At 67.2% G+C, this 20,147-nt stretch carries 21 protein-coding genes and 2 pseudogenes; 13 read left to right on the top strand and 10 right to left on the bottom strand.

Annotated features, from left to right (window positions below; all coding sequences use genetic code 11):
* Positions 1-68 precede the first annotated feature (68 nt).
* Together pdxY and B118_RS0102250 are read left to right on the top strand one after the other, a co-directional pair.
* The gene (pdxY, locus tag B118_RS0102255) at positions 69-920 is read left to right on the top strand and encodes a pyridoxal kinase PdxY (protein WP_018810618.1); all 852 of its coding nucleotides are present in this window, start codon (positions 69-71) and stop codon (positions 918-920) included.
* A gap of 129 nt (positions 921-1,049) precedes the next feature.
* On the top strand, positions 1,050-2,402 hold the full coding sequence (locus B118_RS0102250) for a nicotinate phosphoribosyltransferase (RefSeq protein ID WP_018810619.1): 1,353 nt from the start codon (positions 1,050-1,052) through the stop codon (positions 2,400-2,402).
* A 63-nt stretch (positions 2,403-2,465) separates the two neighbouring features.
* Here B118_RS0102250 and B118_RS0102245 read toward each other — a convergent pair whose 3' ends face one another.
* Positions 2,466-3,236 carry an FkbM family methyltransferase gene (locus B118_RS0102245; RefSeq protein WP_018810620.1) on the bottom strand — a complete coding sequence of 257 codons (771 nt, stop codon included), beginning with the start codon at positions 3,234-3,236 and terminating at the stop codon, positions 2,466-2,468.
* A gap of 72 nt (positions 3,237-3,308) precedes the next feature.
* On the opposite strand from B118_RS0102245, the gene B118_RS0102240 reads away from it, so the two are divergent.
* The 3 genes from B118_RS0102240 (at position 3,309) to B118_RS0102230 (ending at position 5,535) form a co-directional block, all read left to right on the top strand.
* Positions 3,309-3,929, top strand: coding sequence for an L-threonylcarbamoyladenylate synthase (locus tag B118_RS0102240; RefSeq protein ID WP_018810621.1), 621 nt, complete (start codon positions 3,309-3,311; stop codon positions 3,927-3,929).
* 127 nt (positions 3,930-4,056) lie between these two features.
* A complete protein-coding gene (locus B118_RS32650) occupies positions 4,057-4,656 on the top strand; it encodes a hypothetical protein (protein ID WP_238323850.1) in 600 nt (199 codons plus the stop codon).
* Between the two features lie 156 nt (positions 4,657-4,812).
* The gene (locus B118_RS0102230) at positions 4,813-5,535 is read left to right on the top strand and encodes a GAP family protein (RefSeq protein WP_018810623.1); all 723 of its coding nucleotides are present in this window, start codon (positions 4,813-4,815) and stop codon (positions 5,533-5,535) included.
* A gap of 3 nt (positions 5,536-5,538) precedes the next feature.
* Here the strand turns inward: B118_RS0102230 and B118_RS0102225 are convergent, their stop codons facing one another.
* Positions 5,539-6,756 (bottom strand): D-alanyl-D-alanine carboxypeptidase family protein, encoded by a 1,218-nt coding sequence (locus B118_RS0102225; RefSeq protein WP_026270536.1) that lies wholly within the window; start codon positions 6,754-6,756, stop codon positions 5,539-5,541.
* Positions 6,757-7,024: 268 nt separating this feature from the next.
* On the opposite strand from B118_RS0102225, the gene glpK reads away from it, so the two are divergent.
* Positions 7,025-8,542, top strand: a complete 1,518-nt coding sequence (gene glpK / locus B118_RS0102215; RefSeq protein WP_018810625.1) for a glycerol kinase GlpK — start codon at positions 7,025-7,027, stop codon at positions 8,540-8,542.
* On the opposite strand, the gene B118_RS0102210 is transcribed toward glpK, so the two are convergent.
* The 3 genes from B118_RS0102210 to B118_RS0102195 all read right to left on the bottom strand — a co-directional run bounded on the left by B118_RS0102210 (position 8,543) and on the right by B118_RS0102195 (position 12,194).
* A complete protein-coding gene (locus tag B118_RS0102210) occupies positions 8,543-9,523 on the bottom strand; it encodes a DUF817 domain-containing protein (RefSeq protein ID WP_018219542.1) in 981 nt (326 codons plus the stop codon). It lies immediately after the preceding gene.
* A gap of 144 nt (positions 9,524-9,667) precedes the next feature.
* Positions 9,668-11,395: a peptide ABC transporter substrate-binding protein gene (locus tag B118_RS0102205; RefSeq protein ID WP_028192311.1), complete on the bottom strand. Its 1,728-nt coding sequence runs from the start codon at positions 11,393-11,395 to the stop codon at positions 9,668-9,670.
* A gap of 439 nt (positions 11,396-11,834) precedes the next feature.
* Complete coding sequence (locus tag B118_RS0102195) at positions 11,835-12,194, bottom strand: hypothetical protein (RefSeq protein WP_018219546.1); 360 nt, start codon at positions 12,192-12,194, stop codon at positions 11,835-11,837.
* Positions 12,195-12,317: 123 nt separating this feature from the next.
* On the opposite strand from B118_RS0102195, the gene B118_RS27835 reads away from it, so the two are divergent.
* The 3 genes from B118_RS27835 (at position 12,318) to B118_RS0102180 (ending at position 14,149) form a co-directional block, all read left to right on the top strand.
* Positions 12,318-12,623: an HAD family hydrolase gene (locus tag B118_RS27835; RefSeq protein ID WP_050573301.1), complete on the top strand. Its 306-nt coding sequence runs from the start codon at positions 12,318-12,320 to the stop codon at positions 12,621-12,623.
* Between the two features lie 233 nt (positions 12,624-12,856).
* Positions 12,857-13,045, top strand: coding sequence for a DUF397 domain-containing protein (locus tag B118_RS0102185; RefSeq protein ID WP_026271070.1), 189 nt, complete (start codon positions 12,857-12,859; stop codon positions 13,043-13,045).
* Positions 13,046-13,294: 249 nt separating this feature from the next.
* A complete protein-coding gene (locus B118_RS0102180; protein ID WP_018813179.1) occupies positions 13,295-14,149 on the top strand; it encodes a class I SAM-dependent methyltransferase in 855 nt (284 codons plus the stop codon).
* A gap of 65 nt (positions 14,150-14,214) precedes the next feature.
* Here B118_RS0102180 and B118_RS29780 read toward each other — a convergent pair.
* Both B118_RS29780 and B118_RS0102170 read right to left on the bottom strand, forming a co-directional pair.
* Positions 14,215-14,364 (bottom strand): annotated as a pseudogene (locus tag B118_RS29780) (MBL fold metallo-hydrolase); the annotation flags it as partial.
* On the bottom strand, positions 14,360-14,977 hold the full coding sequence (locus tag B118_RS0102170; RefSeq protein WP_028192310.1) for a helix-turn-helix domain-containing protein: 618 nt from the start codon (positions 14,975-14,977) through the stop codon (positions 14,360-14,362). The pseudogene B118_RS29780 and the gene B118_RS0102170, both read right to left, overlap by 5 nt.
* Positions 14,978-15,067: 90 nt before the next feature.
* On the opposite strand from B118_RS0102170, the gene B118_RS0102165 reads away from it, so the two are divergent.
* On the top strand, positions 15,068-15,694 hold the full coding sequence (locus tag B118_RS0102165) for a class I SAM-dependent methyltransferase (protein WP_018813176.1): 627 nt from the start codon (positions 15,068-15,070) through the stop codon (positions 15,692-15,694).
* Positions 15,695-15,897: 203 nt separating this feature from the next.
* Here the strand turns inward: B118_RS0102165 and B118_RS0102160 are convergent, their stop codons facing one another.
* Positions 15,898-16,296: an NUDIX hydrolase gene (locus B118_RS0102160; RefSeq protein ID WP_018813175.1), complete on the bottom strand. Its 399-nt coding sequence runs from the start codon at positions 16,294-16,296 to the stop codon at positions 15,898-15,900.
* An 84-nt stretch (positions 16,297-16,380) separates the two neighbouring features.
* Between B118_RS0102160 and B118_RS0102155 the strand changes: the two genes are divergently transcribed.
* A complete protein-coding gene (locus B118_RS0102155) occupies positions 16,381-16,857 on the top strand; it encodes an NUDIX hydrolase (RefSeq protein ID WP_018219555.1) in 477 nt (158 codons plus the stop codon).
* A 243-nt stretch (positions 16,858-17,100) separates the two neighbouring features.
* On the opposite strand, the gene B118_RS0102150 is transcribed toward B118_RS0102155, so the two are convergent.
* Positions 17,101-17,295, bottom strand: coding sequence for a hypothetical protein (locus B118_RS0102150; protein ID WP_018813173.1), 195 nt, complete (start codon positions 17,293-17,295; stop codon positions 17,101-17,103).
* Positions 17,295-17,504, bottom strand: coding sequence for a hypothetical protein (locus tag B118_RS0102145; protein ID WP_018219557.1), 210 nt, complete (start codon positions 17,502-17,504; stop codon positions 17,295-17,297). The genes B118_RS0102150 and B118_RS0102145 overlap by 1 nt, the downstream gene beginning before the upstream one ends.
* A gap of 320 nt (positions 17,505-17,824) precedes the next feature.
* On the opposite strand from B118_RS0102145, the pseudogene B118_RS29770 reads away from it, so the two are divergent.
* Both B118_RS29770 and B118_RS0102135 read left to right on the top strand, forming a co-directional pair.
* Positions 17,825-18,697, top strand: a pseudogene (locus tag B118_RS29770) (helix-turn-helix domain-containing protein); the annotation flags it as partial.
* A 51-nt stretch (positions 18,698-18,748) separates the two neighbouring features.
* On the top strand, positions 18,749-20,140 hold the full coding sequence (locus B118_RS0102135) for an IS30 family transposase (RefSeq protein ID WP_028192378.1): 1,392 nt from the start codon (positions 18,749-18,751) through the stop codon (positions 20,138-20,140).
* The last annotated feature ends 7 nt before the right edge of the window (positions 20,141-20,147 follow it).

Below are 20,147 nucleotides of genomic sequence, written 5' to 3'. Positions count from 1 at the left end.
CTGCTGAACGGGCACGCCGGGGCGGGGGTGGTGGGAACTGGCGCGGCCCCAACCACGATGATGGTCGGGTGCGAATCCTGTCAATCCAGTCGTCGGTTGCCTACGGTCACGTCGGTAACTCAGCCGCCGTCTTTCCGCTGCAACGCCTCGGGCACGAGGTGTGGCCGGTACTGACGGTCCACTTCTCCAACCACACCGGCTACGGGTCGTGGCGTGGGCCGCTGCTGGCACCCGCGGATGTCGCCCAGGTCATCGCGGGCATCGGCGACCGTGGAGTGCTTGCCCAGGCCGATGCGGTGCTCTCTGGATACCAGGGCGACCCGGCGATGGGTGAGGTGATCATCGACGCGGTCCGCCGGGTGAAAGCCGTGAACCCCGCCGCCGTCTACTGCTGCGATCCGGTGATGGGGGACGTGGGGCGGGGGATGTTCGCTCGTCCCGGCATCCCGGAGTACCTGCGGGACGAGGTCGTGCCGAACGCCGACATCATCACCCCCAACCAGTTCGAGCTGGAATACCTTGCCGGCGGTCGGACCGAGACGCTGGCGGAGCTACTCGCGGCGGTCGACAAGGTGCGGGCGACCGGTCCACGGCACGTGCTGGTCACCAGCGTGCTCCACCGGGACCTGCCGGAGGAGCAGCTGGAGCTGGTGGCCGTCTCGGAGGAGGGCGCCTGGGCGGTGACCACACCGATGTTGCCGATCACGCCGAATGGTGGCGGTGACGTCACGGCCGCGCTCTACCTCGCGCACCTGTGGACCACCGCCTCGCCCGCGACCGCGCTGGAGCGCACCAGCGCCAGCGTCTTCCGGATCTTCGAGGCCACGTTGGCGGCGGGTACCCGGGAGCTTCAGCTGGTCGCGGCCCAGGAGTCGATCGCCAGCCCACCGCCGGGCTTCACCGCCCGCCGACTGCGCTGATCCGGAGCTGCTCGACACGTTGGCGGTGCATGTTCCGTTCCCGGCACCCACCGACCCTCCTTCGACCAGAGTTGGTGGTGTCCGGACCGCCCAACGCCGGACGGTCCGGACACCCGTGGAGGAGGCGACATGACCGGTCTCCGTACCGACCTCTATGAGCTTCGAATGGCCGCCAGCTACCTGCGCCACGACCTGACCGCACCCGCCACCTTCAGCCTCTTCTCCCGCCGGTTGCCGGACCACCGCGGCTTCCTGGTGGCCGCCGGGCTGGACGACGCATTGACGTTTCTGGAGACCTTCTCGTTCGCCGACGACGAGCTGGCGTACCTGCGGGACGTCCAGGGGTTCGACGAGTCGACCGTGGCGGCGCTGGCCCCGCTCCGGTTCACCGGAGACGTGCGGGCGGTGCCGGAGGGGCGGATCGTCTTCGCCGACGAGCCGCTGCTCGAGGTCACGGCACCGCTCGCCGAGGCGCAGCTGGTCGAGACCGGTCTGCTGAACCTGATCACCTTCCAGACCACGATCGCCAGCAAGGCGGCCCGGTGTCGGCTCGCCGCAGGTGGCGCGGAACTGGTCGACTTCTCCTTCCGCCGTACCCATGGGCTGGCGGCGGGTGCCGGCGTGGCCCGGGCGTCCGCGATCGTCGGGTTCGCCGCGACCAGTCACGTGGAGGCAGCCCATCGGTACGGGCTGCGCCCCTCCGGCACGATGGCCCACTCGTACGTGGAGGCGTTCCCGAACGAGCGGGCCGCCTTCCGAGCCTTCGCGAGCGACTTCCCGGTCGATCCGATCTTCCTGGTGGACACCTACGACACCCCCGCCGGCGTGCGGGCCGCTGTTGACGTCCTCACCGAGCTGGGATGGAACGGCCCGGCGGGCATCCGGCTGGATTCCGGGGACCTGGCCCCGTTGGCCCGGCAGGCCCGTGAGATCCTCGACACGGCGGGCCTGACCGAGATTAAGATCATGGCCAGTGGGGGCCTGGACGAGGAGGTCATCGCGGGCCTGGTCGCCGCCGGCACCCCGATCGACGGGTACGGCGTCGGCACCCGGATGGGGGTCTCCGCGGACGCGCCGTCCCTGGACAGCGCGTACAAGCTGGTCAGCTACGGCGACCGACCGGTGGTGAAGCTGTCGTCGGGCAAAGTCACCCTGCCGGGCGCGAAGCAGGTCTTCCGGGACCCCACCGGCACCGACGGCGATCTCCTCGCGCTGCACACCGAAGCGTCGCCGCCCGGCTGGGAGTCGCTGCTCGTGCCGGTCATGCGCGCCGGACGGCGGCTCGACACCGCGGCTGCGGCCGAGGCGGTACGGACCGCGCGGGACCGATTCGAGGCGGACCTGGCATGGCTGCCCGAGCCAGCCCGACGGCTGATCAAGCCGGTTCCGCCCGCCGTAACGGTCAGCCCGGAGCTCGCCGGCCTGCACGAGCGGGTGGCAGCGGCGGCCCGCTCGGGTCGCACGGGCAGGCAGTCGGGTTAGCGTCCCGCGCCAGTCTGCCCCCGGGCTGTTGGCGTATCGCTGGTAGCACCGGTCGATAGTGGCCTACCTACGACAGTAGACATCACCGGAGTTGGCGGAGTGCGGCAGGGAGTCGAGGAGCGCACCCAGCGCGGGGGCGGTCAACCAGGCCGGCTCGGCCAGCGCCATCGCGTCCCCGAGGGCCAGGTTGAAGCGGGTGAAGCCGAGCGCGACGGCGCGGTCGAGCGCTCGTTGGGCCACCGCCCGCGCGACCGTGGTGAACTCGAACGACAACGCCGGCAGCGGGTGGCTCAATCCGGCGAGGACGGCATCCTCGAAGCCCTCAACATCGATCTTGATGAAGGCGGGGAGGCCGTGCTCGGCGATGAGGATGTCGAGGGTGGTGGCCGGGACGGCCAGCCGTGCGTCCCAGACCTGCCCCTGCCAGTTCTCGGCGCCGTCGGCGGCCTGGACGAAGTGCGGCGACACGGTGGAGACGGTGGGGTTGGCCGAATTGATGTGGAGCTCCAGGAGGCCGGTCGCCGTGCCGCACGCCGCCTCCACCACCGTCACCTGATCATCGTCGTCGTAGAGGGCTCGGATGCTTCGGACGCAGAGTGGTTGCGGCTCGACGGCGATCACCCGGGCACCGAGCCGGCGGAAGCTGGCGGTGCGGTCGCCCACGTGGGCCCCGATGTCGAAGACGAGGTCGTCGGGGCGGACGAACTGGGTGTGGAAGCGGTCCATGGCGGTGGTTCGACCGGGGTCACCGTACGAGAGGTCGAGCGAGGGGTGCAGGGAACTGGTGGCGGGGTCGGCGCGGAGAGCATCGACCACCTCGAGGTTGACGGGCACGACCGGACCCTAGACGCCGGGCCGGAGCCGGGCTACCTCGGCGGCACACTTGCGGGCTACTAGGCTCGGCCCATGGCGAGGTACTACGACGTGCACCCGGACAACCCGCAGCCCCGGACCCTGCGGCAGGTCGTCGGGCTGCTCCGGAACGGTGGCCTGATCGCCTACCCCACGGACTCCTGCTTCGCGTTCGGCTGCCAGCTGGGCGATCGGCACGGGCTGGACCGGATCCGGGACATTCGCCGGCTCGACGAGCGGCACCACTTCACGTTGGTCTGTCGGGATTTCGCGCAGCTGGGGCAGTTCGTGCAGATCAGCAACGCGGTGTTCCGGTTGGTCAAGTCCTGTATCCCGGGTAGCTACACCTTCATTCTGCCGGCTACCCGCGAGGTGCCGCGCCGGATGCTGCATCCGCGGAAGCGCACCGTCGGAGTGCGGGTGCCCGATCACGCCGTCGCCCAGGCGTTGCTGGCCGAGCTCGATGAGCCGTTGGTCTCCAGCACCCTGATCCTGCCCGGGGAGGAGGAGCCGCTGACCCAGGGGTGGGAGATCAAGGAACGGCTGGACCACGTGCTCGACGGCGTGGTGGACGCCGGCGACTGCGGCAAGGAGCCGACGACCGTGGTTGACCTGTCGGGCGATGAGCCAGAGGTGCTACGTCGTGGCGCGGGGGACCCATCTCGCTTCGAGTAACTGGGTTGCTGTATCGGTGGCCATGATTCGCTCGACCGGTCAGCTGTTCGCCGAGGTCGTCTGCCTGTGTAGATCCGGGTAGGGTCCCACCAGCGAGCCCGGGAATTTCAGGGAGCGAATTTCCGTCATGCGTACCTACCGCCGCTGGACAATAGTGATCGCCACGTTGGTTGTCGCCTCCGTCGTCTCGGTGGCTGGATGGGCGGGTGCTTGGTCCAGCATTGACATTCGAATAGAGGGTTCCTACTCAGCTCGTGTGCTGAACGCCGACCAGGCGCAGCAGGCGTGGGCTGAGCTGCGCTCGGACCCGTCCGGGGGGCTTCCGCCAGGAGAAAAGCTGCTGGTGGTCGCCGAATGGACCGACGAGCAGCGGACTCGATGGCCGGCCACCGACTGTGACTTCATTGTCTATGTGACTCACTCTGGCTTCCTACAGGTGATGGCGCATCAAGGTGATGGCTATTCCCTCGGGTCGTCAGGGTTGGCGGAAAGGGCGGCACGTCGCTATGTGGATATTCCAGTGATGGAGGATCACCCGCGTGGCGGATCGGCGTTCCAGGGGTCCAATTTTTTCATCCCTGCCACGTATCCCGAGGTGGGGGAGCTGTCGGTCCTGCTCATGGGAGAGCACGTGGACGCGGATCTAACCCGAGTAGGAGTCCTTTTCACCTGTAACGGTCGGTTGATCGAGTTCACCTGGCTTGAGGCTGACAAGCTGATGAAGTGACTAAGTAAGATTTGCCGTCGATCTTGCTCCTCCTGCGGTGGTGCAACATGGGTGGGGTCGATAGAACCGGGGCCGTGCCCAGGGGCGTGGGCCAGGAATAGCCCTGTTGCCACGTCGTCCAAACATCGCACCCGTGACTCGGAGGGGGAGCACACCGTGGATCTGGCCCTGATCGGATCGCTCGTCGTCCTGGCTCTGATCGACAGCACCAGCTTCGGAACGCTGCTCATCCCGATCTGGATGATGCTGGCGCCGGGTCGACTGCGTCCGAGCCGGCTGCTGGTCTTCCTCGCCACGGTCGCCGCCTGCTATCTCGTGCTCGGCGTGGTGTTGCTCGTCGGTGCGGCGGCCCTGCTCGAAGAGGTGCGTCCCGTGCTGGAAACTACGCCGTTCCGGGTGGCGCAACTCGTGGTGGGGATCGGACTGCTCGGTCTCGGCCTGGTCGTCGGCCGCAAGCGCGGGTCGGGTGCCCCCCAGCCGGGCCGCCTGCTGCGCTGGCGCGAGCGGGCCATGTCCGGGCGCGAATCCACCTCGGCTTTGGTTGGGCTGGCCATGGCTGCCGTGACGTTGGAAGCCACCACGATGCTTCCCTACCTGGCGGCTATCGGGCTGCTCGGCGCGTCCGCGCTGACGCTACCCGCGAGCGTCGCCGTGCTCGCCGGCTACTGCGTCGTCATGGTGCTGCCCGCACTCGTGTTGCTGGCGGCACGCCTGGTCGCGGCCGGGCTGGTGCAGCCGGTGCTTGCGGCGGTCAACCGGTGGATGGTCCGAAACGCGGCCGAGACCACGGGCTGGATCGTGGGCATCATCGGCTTTCTTCTCGCGCGCGACGCCGCCAACCACCTGGAGCTCTTTGCGGCGCTGTCGAGGGTGACCTGAGCGTCAGTCGGCCATGCGCCGACTGGCCCGCCGCCATCCAGCGAAGACGCCAACCAGGACGGTCCCCAGGGCAGCCACGCTGCCGATCACGACCGACACCAGCGCCCCGGGTCCTGCGCCAGTTCCGCCCTCGTCGCCGACAGCGGCGACCAGCTTGTCCTTGTTCTCGTCCTTCTTCGCCTGATCCGGGTTGACCAGGTGGCCGACCGTCTCGTCGGGGGCGAGAGCGAAACCCCAGTTCAGCAACGCCGTCGCCTCACCCAGGCTGCCCAGCGGCGCGTTCTCCGCACCGAGCAGGGTCACCGCGAGCGTACGGCCGTCGCGTTCGGCCACGCCGACGTAGGTCTGCCGGGCCAGGTCGGTGAAGCCCGTCTTACCGCCGACCATCCCCGGATAGCTGCCCAGCAGGGTGTTGTCGCCGGTGAGGGTGAGCGCGGAGCGGCCCGGCGCGGACGGCAGGTTCGCCGCACGGGTGGCGATGTACCGCCGGAAGTCCTCGCGTTCGAAAGCGGCCCGCGCGATCAGCGCCAGGTCGTAGGCGCTGGTGTACTGGTCGGTGCCATCCAGACCGGACGGTGTCACCGCGTGGGTCTGGTTGGCCCGGAGCCGCGCCGCCTCCTCGTTCATCACCTTCACCCCACCCGGCCGGCCGGCGGCACCACCACCGAGTCGGGCCAGTACGTTGGCCGCATCATTACCGGACTGCAGGAGCAGCCCCAGCCACAGCTCCTCAACCGTGTACCGGCCGCCCGCGACCACCCCCATCAGCGAGCTCGCCGGGTCAAGGTCGTGCAGGTCGTCGCGGGTTACCTCGACGACCGTCGTCGGGTCGAGCCGGGGCAGCAGGGCCGCGGCGAGCAGGAGCTTCTGCACACTTGCGGGGGTGCGGTGCTCGTGTGGGCCGCAGCCCCCCAGAACCTGGCCGCTACCGAGGTCGGCGACGATCCAGGAGGTCGCGGTGACCGCCGGAGCTGTCGGGGTTCCGGCCGGCACGGCCAGCCCGGCGGTGGCCAGCGCGGCACCGCCGACGGCCGCTTCGGCCGGGCCGACCGGAGGCGGCGAGGGTGTGCCGGCCGGCCGGGTCGAAACGTCCACAGTGGGGCACGGCTGTGCTCCGGTGTTGGCTGTCCGGTTTCGGGCCGTGGCCGGTGCGGCGGGCGATACGGCGATGGCGCCTACCGCCACGACGACGGCTGGCACGGAGATTCGACGGATAGTCACATGAGGCACGGTAGTGGGGGCGCGGCCGGCCCCGCGGCGGTTGGGAGAAGCACGGCGTATCGACGCCGGGGAGCGCGATGTGCGCCGGGGCACCTGCCTGTTCGGCATTCATGTCGGGCGTGCCGTTCCTCCACTCCGGCAGCGCCTATGCATCATTTTCACCGGAACCAGACCTGTTGCCTGTCCGATTTGTCGTCCGATTTGCGATACCCAAGCCGCTTCACGTCTGATCGACCCAACCGGACGATCTGCGAAGGAGAGCCCCCGAATGGCCGATCTCGTTGCCGCCGTGGACCAGGGCACCACCAGCACCCGTTTCATGATTTTTGACCACGCTGGTAACGACCTGGGTCGCCACCAGCTCGAACACCAGCAGATCCTGCCGCGGCCCGGCTGGGTGGAACACAACCCGGTGGAGATTTGGGAGCGCACCCAGACGGTCATCCAGACCGTGCTGTACGAGCACCGCCTCACCGTCACCGACCTCGCCGCCCTCGGGATCACCAACCAGCGGGAGACCACCGTGGTGTGGAACCGCCGGACCGGTCGGCCCTACCACAACGCCATTGTGTGGCAGGACACCCGGACCGACCGGATCGCCTCCGCCTTGGAACGTTCGGGTAGGGGTGAGGTGATTCGGCGTAAGGCCGGCCTGCCGCCGGCGACATATTTCTCCGGCGGCAAGATTCAGTGGATCCTGGAGAATGTGGACGGGGCACGGGAGGCGGCCGAGCGCGGGGAGGCCATCTTCGGCAACACCGACAGCTGGCTGCTGTGGAATCTGACCGGCGGTACCGCGGGCGGCGTGCACGTAACCGATCCGACCAACGCCAGTCGCACCATGCTGATGAACCTGGCGACGCTGGACTGGGACGACGAACTGTTGTCCTTCTTCGGCATTCCACGGGCGATGTTGCCGCGGATCCGACCGTCGTCTGATCCGGATTCCTACGGTGTCACCGCCGCCCACGGCCCGTTCACCGGCGAGGTCCCGCTCACCGGGGATCTCGGCGACCAGCAGGCAGCCACCGTCGGCCAGGTCTGTTTCGCCCCGGGTGAGGCCAAGAACACCTACGGTACGGGCAACTTCATGCTGCTCAACACCGGTACGGAGCTGGTCCGCTCCCAGGCCGGCCTGCTCACCACGGTCTGCTACCAGTTCAGCGACCAGCCGCCGGTGTACGCGCTGGAGGGCTCGATCGCCGTGACCGGGTCTGCCGTGCAGTGGTTGCGCGACCAGTTGAAGATTATTAACTCGGCGGCGCAGAGTGAGACCCTGGCCCGCCAGGTGGACGACAACGGTGGCGTGTACTTCGTGCCCGCGTTCTCCGGCCTCTTCGCCCCGTACTGGCGCTCCGACGCCCGCGGCGTGATCGTCGGCCTCTCCCGGTTCAACACCGATGCCCACATCGCCCGCGCCACCCTCGAGTCGATCTGCTACCAGAGCCGAGACGTCGCCGAGGCCATGGCGAAGGACTCCGGGGTAGCGCTGGGGCGTCTCAAGGTTGACGGGGGCGTCACGGAGAATGACCTGTGCATGCAGCTGCAGGCCGACATCCTCGGTGTCCCGGTGAGTCGCCCGACGGTCGCCGAGACCACCGCGCTCGGCGCCGCCTACGCGGCGGGCCTGGCGGTTGGCTTCTGGCGCAGTACCGACGAACTGCGCGAGAACTGGAACGAGAGCCGGCGCTGGCAGCCCACCTGGTCGTCGGAGCAGCGCGAGGCCGGGTATGACCGCTGGAAGCGGGCGGTGCGGCGTACGTTCGACTGGGTTGAACTCGACTGATCAGCCCAATTTGATCGTGTTGGGCGGCTCTGGAGCGGCGGGGCGGGAGCTCGGGTGGCCGGGTACTCCCGCCTCCCACTCTCCCCGTTCCCCCACGGCGCCGGGCAGACCGGAGACGGGTCGTGGCGGATACACCCACGCCACCAACACCACCGAGATGATCATTAGGAGGAACCACGACCCAAGTTTGCTCGCGGACACCGGATGCCAGCCCTCGGCCTGGTTGGGGTAGGTCCACGCGTGCGACCAGGTGGAGATGTTCTCGGCGAGCCAGATGAAGACCGCGACGAGCCCGAACGCGCAGAGCACCGGCATCCGCAGGCGGCGCCGGAAGATCCGGAAGTGCATGACGCACCGGCCGAAGACCACGACCACCCCGGCCGTGATCAGCCAGCGCAGGTCAGCGAGGTAGTGGTGGGTGAAGAAGTTGACGTAGATCGCCGCCGCCGCCACGGCAGTCAGCCACTGCCGTGGATAGCGGTCGAAGCGTAGGTCGAACAGGCGATACACGCGCACCAGGTAGGAGCCGACCGCGGCGTACATGAAGCCGGAGAAGAGTGGCACCTGCCCGAGCCGGAGGACGCCATCGTCGGCGTAGGCCCACGAGCCGACCTCGGTCTTGAATATCTCCATGGTGGTACCCGCGAGGTGGAACAGGACCACCACCCGGAGTTCCCGCAGTGTTTCCAGCCGCGTGGTGACCATGACCACCTGGATCGCGAGCGCCGCGAGCGTCAGCGCGTCGTTGCGCGCCAGCGCGACGTCGTCGGGCCACCACAGTCGGGCCGCGACAACCACGGTAAGCATCGCGGCGCCGAACACGCAGGCCCACGCCTGCTTGGCGGTGAAGGCGGCGAGTTCGACCGCCCAGGCTCTCCAGCCGGTACGCGGAGCATGCTCGAGCCATGCGTGTACCCGACGGTCCAGGGCACGCTCGGGACCGGTGAATGTCGGATCGTCGCCGGAAGGGGGTGGGGTCATCCGCAATCGCTACCGCTACGGCCCTGGTCGGTGAAAATCACCGACCAGGGCCGCCTCGCTGTTGTCACCTGACTGGGTCGGGGCGGACGGCTGCCGCCCACCCCGACCCACTGGTTGGAGCAGCTCGCCGAAGCTCAGTGCTTGCTACTTCAGCGTGATCTCACCGTAGGCGGCGCCGGACACCTGGTTCCAGACGAAGGTGTCGACGTTCTCGCTGTAGAGCGCCGCCTCCTTACGCCAGAACATCGGGATGACCGGCAGTTCCTCGGCCAGGATGTCCTCGGCCTGCTGGTAGAAGGGGATGGCCTCGCCAATGCTCGGGGCGGAGTCACCCTGCTTCATCAGGTTGTCGAAATCGGCGTTGCTGAAGGTGCTGGCGTTGCTGTCGGCGTCGGTGCCGAAGACCGGGGTCAGGTAGGTCTCCATGAACGGGTAGTCCGGGCCCCAGCCGAGCCGGAACGGGCCGGTGAACTCCCGGTTGTCCGCCTTCTCCAGGTACTCGGAGAACTGCAGGTTGACCTTCAGCTCGTAGTCGANGCCCAGCGCGGACTTGATCTGGTNGCCGACGGCCTGCAGCCANGCNTCGTGGCNGGCNCCCGCGTTGGCCCACAGGGTCAGCTTCTTGCCCTCCGGCCAGCCGCCGGCCTCTTCGAGCAGCTTCTTGGCCNNCTCGACGTCCTGCTTGCAGTAGGTGCAGACACCCTCGCGGGCACCGTCGAAGATCGGTGCGACGAAGCCGGTGGCGGGGGTGTACCGGCCGTCGAAGACGGCGTCGANGATGGACTGCCGGTCGATCGCCATNGAGAACGCCTGGCGGATCCGCTTGTCCTNGAAGNNGTCNNNGTACAGCGGTAGGCCGACGTAGTTGAAGCTGTCGCCCTCCTGCTCNTACAGCCGGTNGCCGTAGNTNNCCTTGGCNTCNTTGAAGCGCTCCGGCGGGATCGNGTACATCACGTCCAGNTCGCCGGCCTGGAAGGCGGAGTAGGCGGCGTTGATGTCGGCGAAGATCCGGTAGTAGATCTCGTCGGCTCCGCCCGGCTCACCCTTCCAGGTGTCGCTGCGGACCAGGTTGATCTCGACCTCGTGGTTCCAGCTACCGTCGATCTTGTAGGGGCCGTTGCCGATCGGGGTCTCGTTACAGGCATCCGTGTCGTCAATGCAGGCTTGTGCCATCGGGAAGAATCCCGAATACCCGACNACNGTNGGGAANCCGNTGAANGGNTCCTTGAGCTCGACGGTGAAGGTCAGGTCGTCGACCTTGTTCAGGCCGGACAGCGTCTCGGCCGTCGGCTCCGGGGCCTCCTTCGGGCCGTCACCGTCCGGGTCCTTGGGCAGGACCTCGTCGATGCCGGCGATCCGCTTCATGAAGTAGCCGTTGCCCTGGNCGTTCGGCGCGTAGGCGGCGAAGTTCCACGCGCGGATGAAGGCGTCGGCGTTGACCGGCTCACCGTTGTCGAAGGTGTAGCCGTCCTTCAGCTTGATCGTCCAGAGTTTGCGGTCGTCCGAGGTGATCGACTCGGCCAGGTCGTTTTCCGGATCACCGGTTTCGGCGTTGTACCTGACCAGACCGCGGTAGAGCTGACGGATCACGTAGATCGCCGGCTCGTCACTGGCGGCGGACGGCAGCAGGTACTTCGGCTCCGCGGCGTAGACCCGCAGTGTGCCGCCNTAGAGCTGACGGATCACGTAGATCGCCGGCTCGTCACTGGCGGCGGACGGCAGCAGGTACTTCGGCTCCGCGGCGTAGACCCGCAGTGTGCCGCCAGTTTGCTCGTCTCCTTCCGCTGGGTCGTCGCTGCTACCGGTGCAGGCGGTGGCCAGCATGGCGGTAGCGGTCGCCGTTACTACCACTTTCAGGAGTTTCCCGCGCATAGGAGTGCCTCCTCAGGGCGCTCGGCTCACGAGGGTGCTGAATTGTCTGCCACTGTGACACCAGAATTATGAGGACGAGAAGGTGTGTTATCAATCCGGTACCGGGCCGGGATGGTGCGTACATCCGTCCCAGAATCAACCCACCAATATCGGCCGTGCTGACCTGGGATTTAGGGGGTTGCGCATTGGGTAATCGGCTGCCTGTGTCGCCCCGAACAGTCGACGCCGCTCGTTGATCGGATTAGATCACAGTCGATGCGGCGCGGCTGGGTCGATGATCGGCGATCCAATGTGACTATTAGTAGGCATCGTCCGTGCTGATTGATCAATTCATGGAATTCGGCGAGATGGGGGACCATATCCGGATCGGGTGTCCCGGCCCGGGGGCGGTCAAGGTCGAGGCGACCACCTCCACTGACTGAACCCGCCCGCTACTGGGTCAAGAGTCGGCGGGGGAGGCGCCTTCTGCCGATGGTGTGGAGGGCGCCGAGGATGGTGTTGGCCCGGTAGCCGCGGTGGGGCAGCGCGGATCCCACTCCGGCACGCGGAGCAGCGCCGGGGAACTCGTTCCCTCCCGGCTGGCCGTGGTCGCAAACGCAATCCCGTCGATGCAGAGCCGCGCCACGTTCGGGAAGTTGTCGGCGTTGCGGTAGACCTCGACGTAGTCGACGTCGGAAATCTTGTCGGGGGCGGCACCCTCCCGGCCGCCGCGGTCGCCGAGTTGGTCCGAACAACCGGTCAGCGACAGGACCAGCGCTACCGCTGCGGCGGCGACACTGAATGTGCGTGCCAGCCTCATAATCCTCCGCATCTTCTCTGATCACGCAGGCATGTCGCGGTGACATCCCAGCTCGGCACGCCACGGCGAGTGGCGTGACCGGCCGCAACAGGCGGGGGTCAGCATGCCAGGTAGGAGCAGCGGATGACCACTCCGGTCGGGCTTGTCATCTTCGACTGCGACGGGGTGCTGGTCGACAGCGAGCGCATCGCGGTCCGCATCAACATCGCGCGCGGCGCGGAACTGGGTTGGCCGCTAGCTGCCGTGGACGGGGTCAACGAGGTGCTCAACGCGAGCATCCTGCCGACGTGCCTGGCTTCCAGCGGTACGCACGAGAAGATGCGCCACACCCTGGGCCGCACAAACCGGTATCCCCGCTTCGCGGGCTGGTTACGCGGGCGGCTTGACCCCTGCGCACCGACTGGAGGGCCAGGGCGCAGTGGTCTTTGACGACATGCGCAAGCTCCCGGGGCTGCAGGCCGCTGCGTGAGCCGCTGTGGCGGCGGGGGCGCCGGTCAGCGCTCCCGAGCGGGCCCGGCTTGACGGAGCTGACGGGGCGCGCTGACTCGACAAGGCCGGCGGGACCGAAACGTACGATGCAGTCGGCAGACCTGGCGAAGGGGTACTTGACTCGCACGAAGCAGATCAGGTTGTAGGCATGCTGACTGAGGAGATTGACAACCGTGGGCAACCTAGTGGGCGCTGTATGGCGCAAGTCCACCCGTAGCGGGGCGAATGGCGATTGCGTCGAGGTCGCGGACAACCTTCCTGAGGTCGTGGGTGTCCGGGACTCCAAGGATCCGACCGGGCTGGCCCTGGTGTTCGGCCCAACTGCGTGGCAGGCCTTCGTGCAGCAGACCAAGCAGCACTGACACCCCAGGGTGTCCGGCTTCCGGGAACCTCCACACCCGCAACGGCCCAGCCTGTCGAGGGCCGGGCCATTGGGTGTGGCGTCGCCGCTGGAGGATGGGCAAAGCTTCGTGACTCGGCATGTCATCCTGATGCCGTAGCGAGACCATCGCGTGTGACCGTGGACGGGTTCACCAGCTTTGGCGCTCGGGCTGCTTCCCTCGTAGCCCACCGGACCGGTAGGCGAGCAGTGCGGGTGATGAGGAGTGTCAATGACGAGTAGTACGCGTTCGAACTCGATCGTCGAGGTGTTTGAGCAGGCCGCCTCCAGCTACGACCGCACCGGAGTGTCCTACTTCGAACCATTCGGCACAGCCCTTGTCGGCTGTGCTGGCATTCGGCCAGGTGAGCGGGTCCTCGACATTGGCTGTGGCCGCGGGGCTGTTCTCTTTCCCGCCGCCGCTGCCACCGGACCGACCGGCCATGTCACTGGCATCGATCTTGCCCCGACGATGGTGAAGCTCACCGCCGACGACGCTGCCCGCGCCGGCCTGACCCAGGTCGAGGTCCGGGTTGGCGACGCCCAACAGCCGAGCTTCCCGCTCCACAGCTTCGACGTGGTGCTGGCCGGAATGGTCGTCTTCCTGCTGCCGGAGCCGGAGCAGGCCCTGCGAGCGTACGCGCGATTGCTACGCCCCACGGGCCGGCTGGTGATGAGTACCCCCGGCGCGTACGACCCGGCCTTCGTCGCGGCGATGGATGCCCTGGCTGCGCACCTGCCGGTGGAGCAGCCGCCGCCCGCGCCGACTGCCGGCCCATTCGACGATGAACAGACGATCACGGCGACGATGGCGGCGGCCGGCCTCGACGTCGTCGCGATCAGTGAGCACCGGGTCGAGAGCAGGTTCCACGACGTAAACCACTGGATGCGGTGGATGTGGTCGCACGGCGGGCGGGCACTGCTACAACACCTGCCGGCCGATCGGCTCGACGCGGCGACCGACGACGCGGCGCAGGTGCTGGAATCCGTTCGCGCACCCGAGGGCGATCTGACGTTGACCACCGTCGGGCGCGTCACCGTCGCGGTGCCCCAGCCGGGTGGCCCGGCACCTGCGGCGGCGCGGTGAGAAGGGGCAGCTGACGCCCCGGACCAGCCGGGACCGTCCCCCTGTGCGGGGTTGTTCTGCCCCGTTCAGCGTCGACTGCCTAGATCCAGACGGTCGGCCAGCCCGGCGGCGGTGAAGGCGGTGACGAGTTCGTTGCGGCCCGCTGTGGATTGGGCCCAACTGTCGTAGTGGGTGGGAACCACCCGGCAAGCGCCGAGGAGTCTGGCTGCCTCAGCCGGTGTCGGCGCTGGACTTCGTCGCACGAGACGGCTGGTGCGGCTCGGCGTGTATGTGTGCGCGTATCCCCTGCGGGTCAAACAGGATGAGCAGTTCAACCGACCCGCCGTCGGCGCTGCCGAGCCAGTGTGACAGCGACGTGTCGAACTCGGCCGCCTCGCCGGGGGACAGGGTGAGGTCGCGTTCTCCGAGTACCAGTCGCAGTTGCCCGTTGAGCACGTACAGCCACTCGAAGCCATCATGGGTCTTCAGGGTCGGCTCAACCGGTTCCCGCCGGCCCGGGATGATCAGTTTGAACGCCTGCACGCCGCCGGGGCGCCGGGACAGGGGCACGAAGGCCATGCCGAATCGTCGGATCGGCGTGAGGTGGATGCGGGGGTCGCCGGTCCGTGGGGCGCCGACGAGGTCGTCCAGCGGAACGTTATAGACGCGGGCCAGCGGCAGCAGCAACTCCAGGGTCGCCCGGCGCTGCCCGCCCTCCAGGCGGGACAGAGTGCTCTCGGATACACCGGTTGTCGTCGAGACGTCAGCGAGGGTGAGGCCACGGTGCCGGCGCAAGGCACGCAGCCGTGGCCCCACCGCGTCCAGCACGTCGTCCGTGTCACGGTCCACGGAGTCCAGCTTGCCATAAGAGCAAGATTTCGTGTCAGGCCGCCGGGACGCACCGAGACTGGGGCGGACACCAACGGGAGGAGTTCACCGATGCCCACCACCGACGCGGTCACGTACTGGAATGATCTGTATTTGTCCCGACCGGCGGCCACCACCCCGCAACCCAATGTCCGCCTCACCGAGATCGCCACGCACCTGCCAGCCGGTGATGCGCTGGACCTCGGTTGTGGCAACGGCGGCGACGCACTGTGGCTTGCCGGCCAAGGCTGGCGCGTCACCGCTACCGACGTCTCGACTGTGGCGGTCGAGCGGCTGGCTACCCTAGCCGGTGCGCGTGGTCTCGCCGACCAGGTCGTTGCCGTGCAGTGCGATCTGAGTGGTTCGCTCCCGCACGGGCAGTTCGATCTGATCTCCGCTCAATACCTGCACACCACCCTTGATCTGGACAGGGCGCCCATCCTGCGCTCGGCCGCGCACGCCCTGCGTCCGCAGGGACGGTTGCTGGTCGTCGACCACGGCTCGATCGCGCCGTGGTCCTGGAACCAGGACCCAGGCGTCCGGTTCCCGAGCCCGCAGGAGGTCGCCGAGGACATCGGGCTGGATTCGGCGACCTGGACGGTCGAGCGGGCCGACGCCTCCCGCAGGATCGCGACGGGACCGGACGGGAGTACCGCGGAGGTCACCGATCACATCCTGATCATCCGCCGTACGGCCTGATTCCGGTGCGATGCCACCACAGGTCCACGGCAGGGCAGAAACACGTCACAGCAGGACAGAAGCGCCACACTTCGTGACACATCACTAGACACCATCACCATAGCTGTCAAACCAGCCGTCCGAGCCACCAGCGGCTGCCTGCGCGACGTCTCGGAGCGTCGCGACGCGGGCCTTCCGGATCCGACCCATGGATCCGCCCGCGGCTAGCGCAGCTGGGCCGTCTCGTATAGATGATCGAAGATGATCTGATCGACTGGGGAGACTCGGTGACGGTCGGCGTGGGTGAGCCAGACGATCTCCTCGATTTCGCTGCTGGCCCGCAGGAGGCCCTGGTAGTCGGCGGTATAGCAGGTCATCTGGACCGTGATTCCGTCTGGGTGTCCGTGGGCCTGGGCGCGGAAGGTGCCGACATGCACAGCGGTGTCGGGGGTGATGGTCACGCTGAGTTCTTCCTGAATCTCGCGAATGAGCGTATCAAGGTCACCTTCGCCGGGTTCTCGTTTGCCGCCCGGAATGTAGTAGACGTTCTTGCCACGCGATCGGGAGCTGAGGATCGCGCCGTTCTCAAGGCGGATCCAGGCGATCTTGTCGATGGTGGTCATGTGACGCTCCGGAGCGGTCAGCTGTGTTTGTCCGTGGCCGTCGTGACGTGCAGCCCGGGCGAGACATGTCCTAGGGTCGCGGTCATGAAGGCAATCTATCGGCCGGCAGCGCGCGTGATCTGTCTGGACGCCGCGTGCCGCGTGCTTCTCCTGCGTTGGCATGATCCAGTTGACGGGGTGTGGCTGTGGGAACCGCCCGGCGGCGGCATCGAGCCCGGCGAGACACCGCTGGCGGCGGCACGACGGGAGCTGATGGAGGAGACCGGACTGGACCCCGGGGCGGTCCTTGACCGGTCGGTGCCGGTCGAGCGCACTGTGCGGTGGAAGGGCAAGCGGTATGTCGGTCCGGAGGACTTCTTCGTGGCGTACTTCGCTGTGGACCGGCCCTCGCTGACCCGGACCGGTCTGCTCCCGGACGAGCAGGTCGAACTGCATTCGCATGCGTGGGTGTCGTGGACGGATCTGACCGCGCTTCCAGATCCAGTCGAGCCGCCGGAACTGTTGACCGTGCTTCGCGCGCTGCAGCCGGATGGCCCCTGGTGCGAGGCGCGGAGCGGCTAGCGGCGGTGATCGTGCCACTGTGGCTAGGTCCACGCCAGGAAGCGGTGAGAGCGGCCTGATGTCTTGTGGACCTGAGAGAGTTGGGTGTCCGCCTCAGCCAAGAGTGCGCCCAGGTAGCGCCGGAGCGCGACGCAGTTGTTGCGATACGCGGTCAGGAGGGCGACGCGGGCCGGCGGGCATGGCCACTCGGCCTGACAGGTCTCGCAGCCCCACAGGGGCGCATGGGCAGATGCAGCCGGGCGGTCACCGGAATACCCCGATCACGATGGCGGTGACGACGACAACCACGATCAGCGCGGTCAGCAGCTTCTGGCGGGCAGCGGGTGGGTTGATGTCCGGCGGATACTCCGGGTGCACCCGGTCGCCGTCCGGCAAGCGGGGTGGGCCGGACGGGTCACGGCGGGGACGCAACTCTTCGGGTCGGTTGTCGTCGGCCATCAAAGCCTCCGCAGCCCGGTGAGCACAGCTTCAAGGACATCGTCAGTGTGGTGCTGGGTGTAGCCGACGCGGGCCCGACCGGCCGTGCGAAGGCCGGACAGCAGCAGCTCAAGGTCCTCCTCAGACGCGATGGGCGGAGGCTGAGGATTGGTCAATTCAGCGAGTGTCGCTCGGGCTGCCCGTTTTGGTAGTTCCACTGCGATGTTCATCGTTGCCTCCTGTCGAACCCTGAGTGGGGGTGGTCGTGGGACCGCAGGCAGCGCTTCGTTTCGCCGCACGTCGGGTACCAAGTGCCAGACTTCAGACAGATCAACAGCCCTGTTGCCAGGCCAATCGCCAGCGTCAACGCGGCGGCAGTTGCGGACACCTCATCCTCCTGATGGCCCGTCTATGCCTTCATGCTGAAGGTGGGGGAAGGGTGATGCAATATTCCCTGGCGGCGTTCACTGGAGAATATTGACCGTGGCGGAAGTTTCTCGGAAAGTATTCCATCGAGCGTGTGCAGGTGTTCCGCCACGGAAGGAGGACCATGGAATCAGATGCAGGATCCACGGTGCCCCGAAGGCAGCTCGGTAGGTTTCTGCGGTCGCAACGGGAGAGTGCCAACATCACGATCAAGGCGGCGGCAGATGAGTTGGAGTGCAGCCCGCAGAAGATCTGGCGCATTGAGAAGGGATCCGTCCCGGTTCGTGCTACTGATGTCAAGATCCTCTGCCAGCTTTATGAGGCCACAGCGGACATGACGGCAGGTTTGGTCGCCCTGGCACGAGAAACCAAGGCCAAGGGGTGGTGGCACGCGTACGGAGATGCCGTCCCGGGTTGGTTTGAGCTGTATGTGGGCCTAGAGGGTGCTGCCACCCGGGTGCGCAAGTACGAGCCGGCGTTGATCCCCGGCCTACTTCAGGCGCACGCGTACATGGAATCGGTGGTCCGAGCGGATCGGCCTGACCTGGAAGATGCGGATGTCGAGCGACGCATGGCGGTGAAGATGGAGCGGCAGGGCCTACTGTCGCGTCACTTCCCCCCGCCACCTCATCTGGAAGTGATCATTTGTGAAGGAGCGCTACGGCGCGCCCCCGCTGTTCCTGGTGCGATGGCACAGCAGTTGTGGCACCTGCTCAAGGCGAACGAGCGACCCCACGTCAGTGTGAGGGCACTGCCCCTTGCGTCAGGGCCGCATCGAGCATCGGTTTCGGGGGCGTTCACTATCTTGGACTTCCCGCCAGACGAGGCTGGTAGACACGAGCCGTCGACCATATACAGTGAGTCACTGACGGGGGCGCTCTACCTCGACAAGCCCGGCGAGACCGAAACGTACGATGCAGTGTGGGCAGAGCTAGCGGAAAAGGCTCTTGACCCGGACGAGACAGACAAGTTTGTAACCACACTGATCGAGGAGATGAAGGCGAATTCAACTGGTCGTCGCAACACCTTTGATGATGGAGGTGTTTGGATGGCGCGACGTCAGCAGCAGGCGGATCGGGCGTTGCGTCCGGCGATGCGTTCGCCGGGCAGGCCGATGCCGGCGCGGCATGTGCAGCGTGCGTTCTGGCGGTTGATCGCGCGGGGTAAGCGCACTGAGGAGGTAGCGCTTGAGCTCGGTGTGTCGACGCCTGTTGCAGTGCGGTGGTTTCGTCACGCTGGTGGCATGCCGCCGTTGAGTCTGGCCGAGCCTTCCGGCCGTTACCTGTCGTTTTCCGAGCGTGAGGAGATTGCGCTGCTTAAGGCGCAGGGGCAGGGTGTCCGTGCGATCGCCCGGGAACTCGGGCGGGACCCGGGCACGATCTCGCGTGAGTTGCGGCGCAATGCCGCGACTCGCAGCGGCAAGCTTGAGTACCGGGCCACCGTGGCGCAGTGGAAGGCACAGGTCACCGCGCGGCGGCCCAAGCCGGCGAAGCTGGCGAGTAACCGGCGGCTGAAGGAGTACGTACAGGCCCGGCTGAGCGGGCAACTGTGCCGTCGTGACGGCACAGTTGCCGCCGGCCCTGCGACGACCTGGAAAGGGCTGAACAAGCCGCACCGTGCAGACCGCCGCTGGGCGGCGGCCTGGAGCCCAGAGCAGATTAGTCGACGGCTGGTCGTCGACTTCCCCGATGATGAAGATATGCGCATCAGCCACGAGGCGATCTACCAGGCGCTCTACATCCAAGGGCGCGGCGCGCTCACGCGTGAGCTGGTGGCCTGCCTGCGGACCGGTCGGGCGCTGCGTAAGCCCCGTGAACGCTCGCGGAACAGGCCGCAAGGGCATGTCACCGCTGATGTCGTCTTGAGCCAACGACCCGCCGAGGTCAAGGACCGAGCGGTCCCCGGCCACTGGGAAGGCGACCTGATAATCGGACTGCACCGCTCCGCCATCGGAACCGTCGTCGAGCGCACCAGCCGATACACGCTCCTGGTCCACCTTCCCCGCATCGAAGGCTACGGAACCGTCCCGCCGGTAAAGAACGGGCCCGCCCTCGGCGGCTACGGCGCCATCGCGATGAAGGACGCACTCCAGTCCACGATGACCATCATGCCCGAGGGTCTGCGGCGATCACTGACCTGGGACCGCGGCAAAGAACTCTCAGCCCACAGCCAGTTCACGATCGATACCGGCATTGCGGTCTACTTCGCCGATCCCCACTCACCCTGGCAACGCGCCACGAACGAAAACACCAACGGGCTACTACGCCAGTACTTCCCCAAAGGCACCGATCTGTCCCGCTGGGGCCTCGAAGACCTCCTCGCCGTACAAACAGCGATCAACAGCAGACCCCGCAAGGTCCTCGACTGGAAGACACCCGCCGAAGCTCTCGACGAGCAGCTACGGTTACTCCAACCAACAAGCGTTGCAACGACCGGTTGAACCCAGG

It is taken from the genome of Salinispora pacifica CNR114 (assembly GCF_000514775.1).
GTDB classification, from domain to species: Bacteria; Actinomycetota; Actinomycetes; order Mycobacteriales; family Micromonosporaceae; genus Micromonospora; species Micromonospora pacifica.
This window is presented reverse-complemented; position numbering and strand designations above follow the sequence as displayed.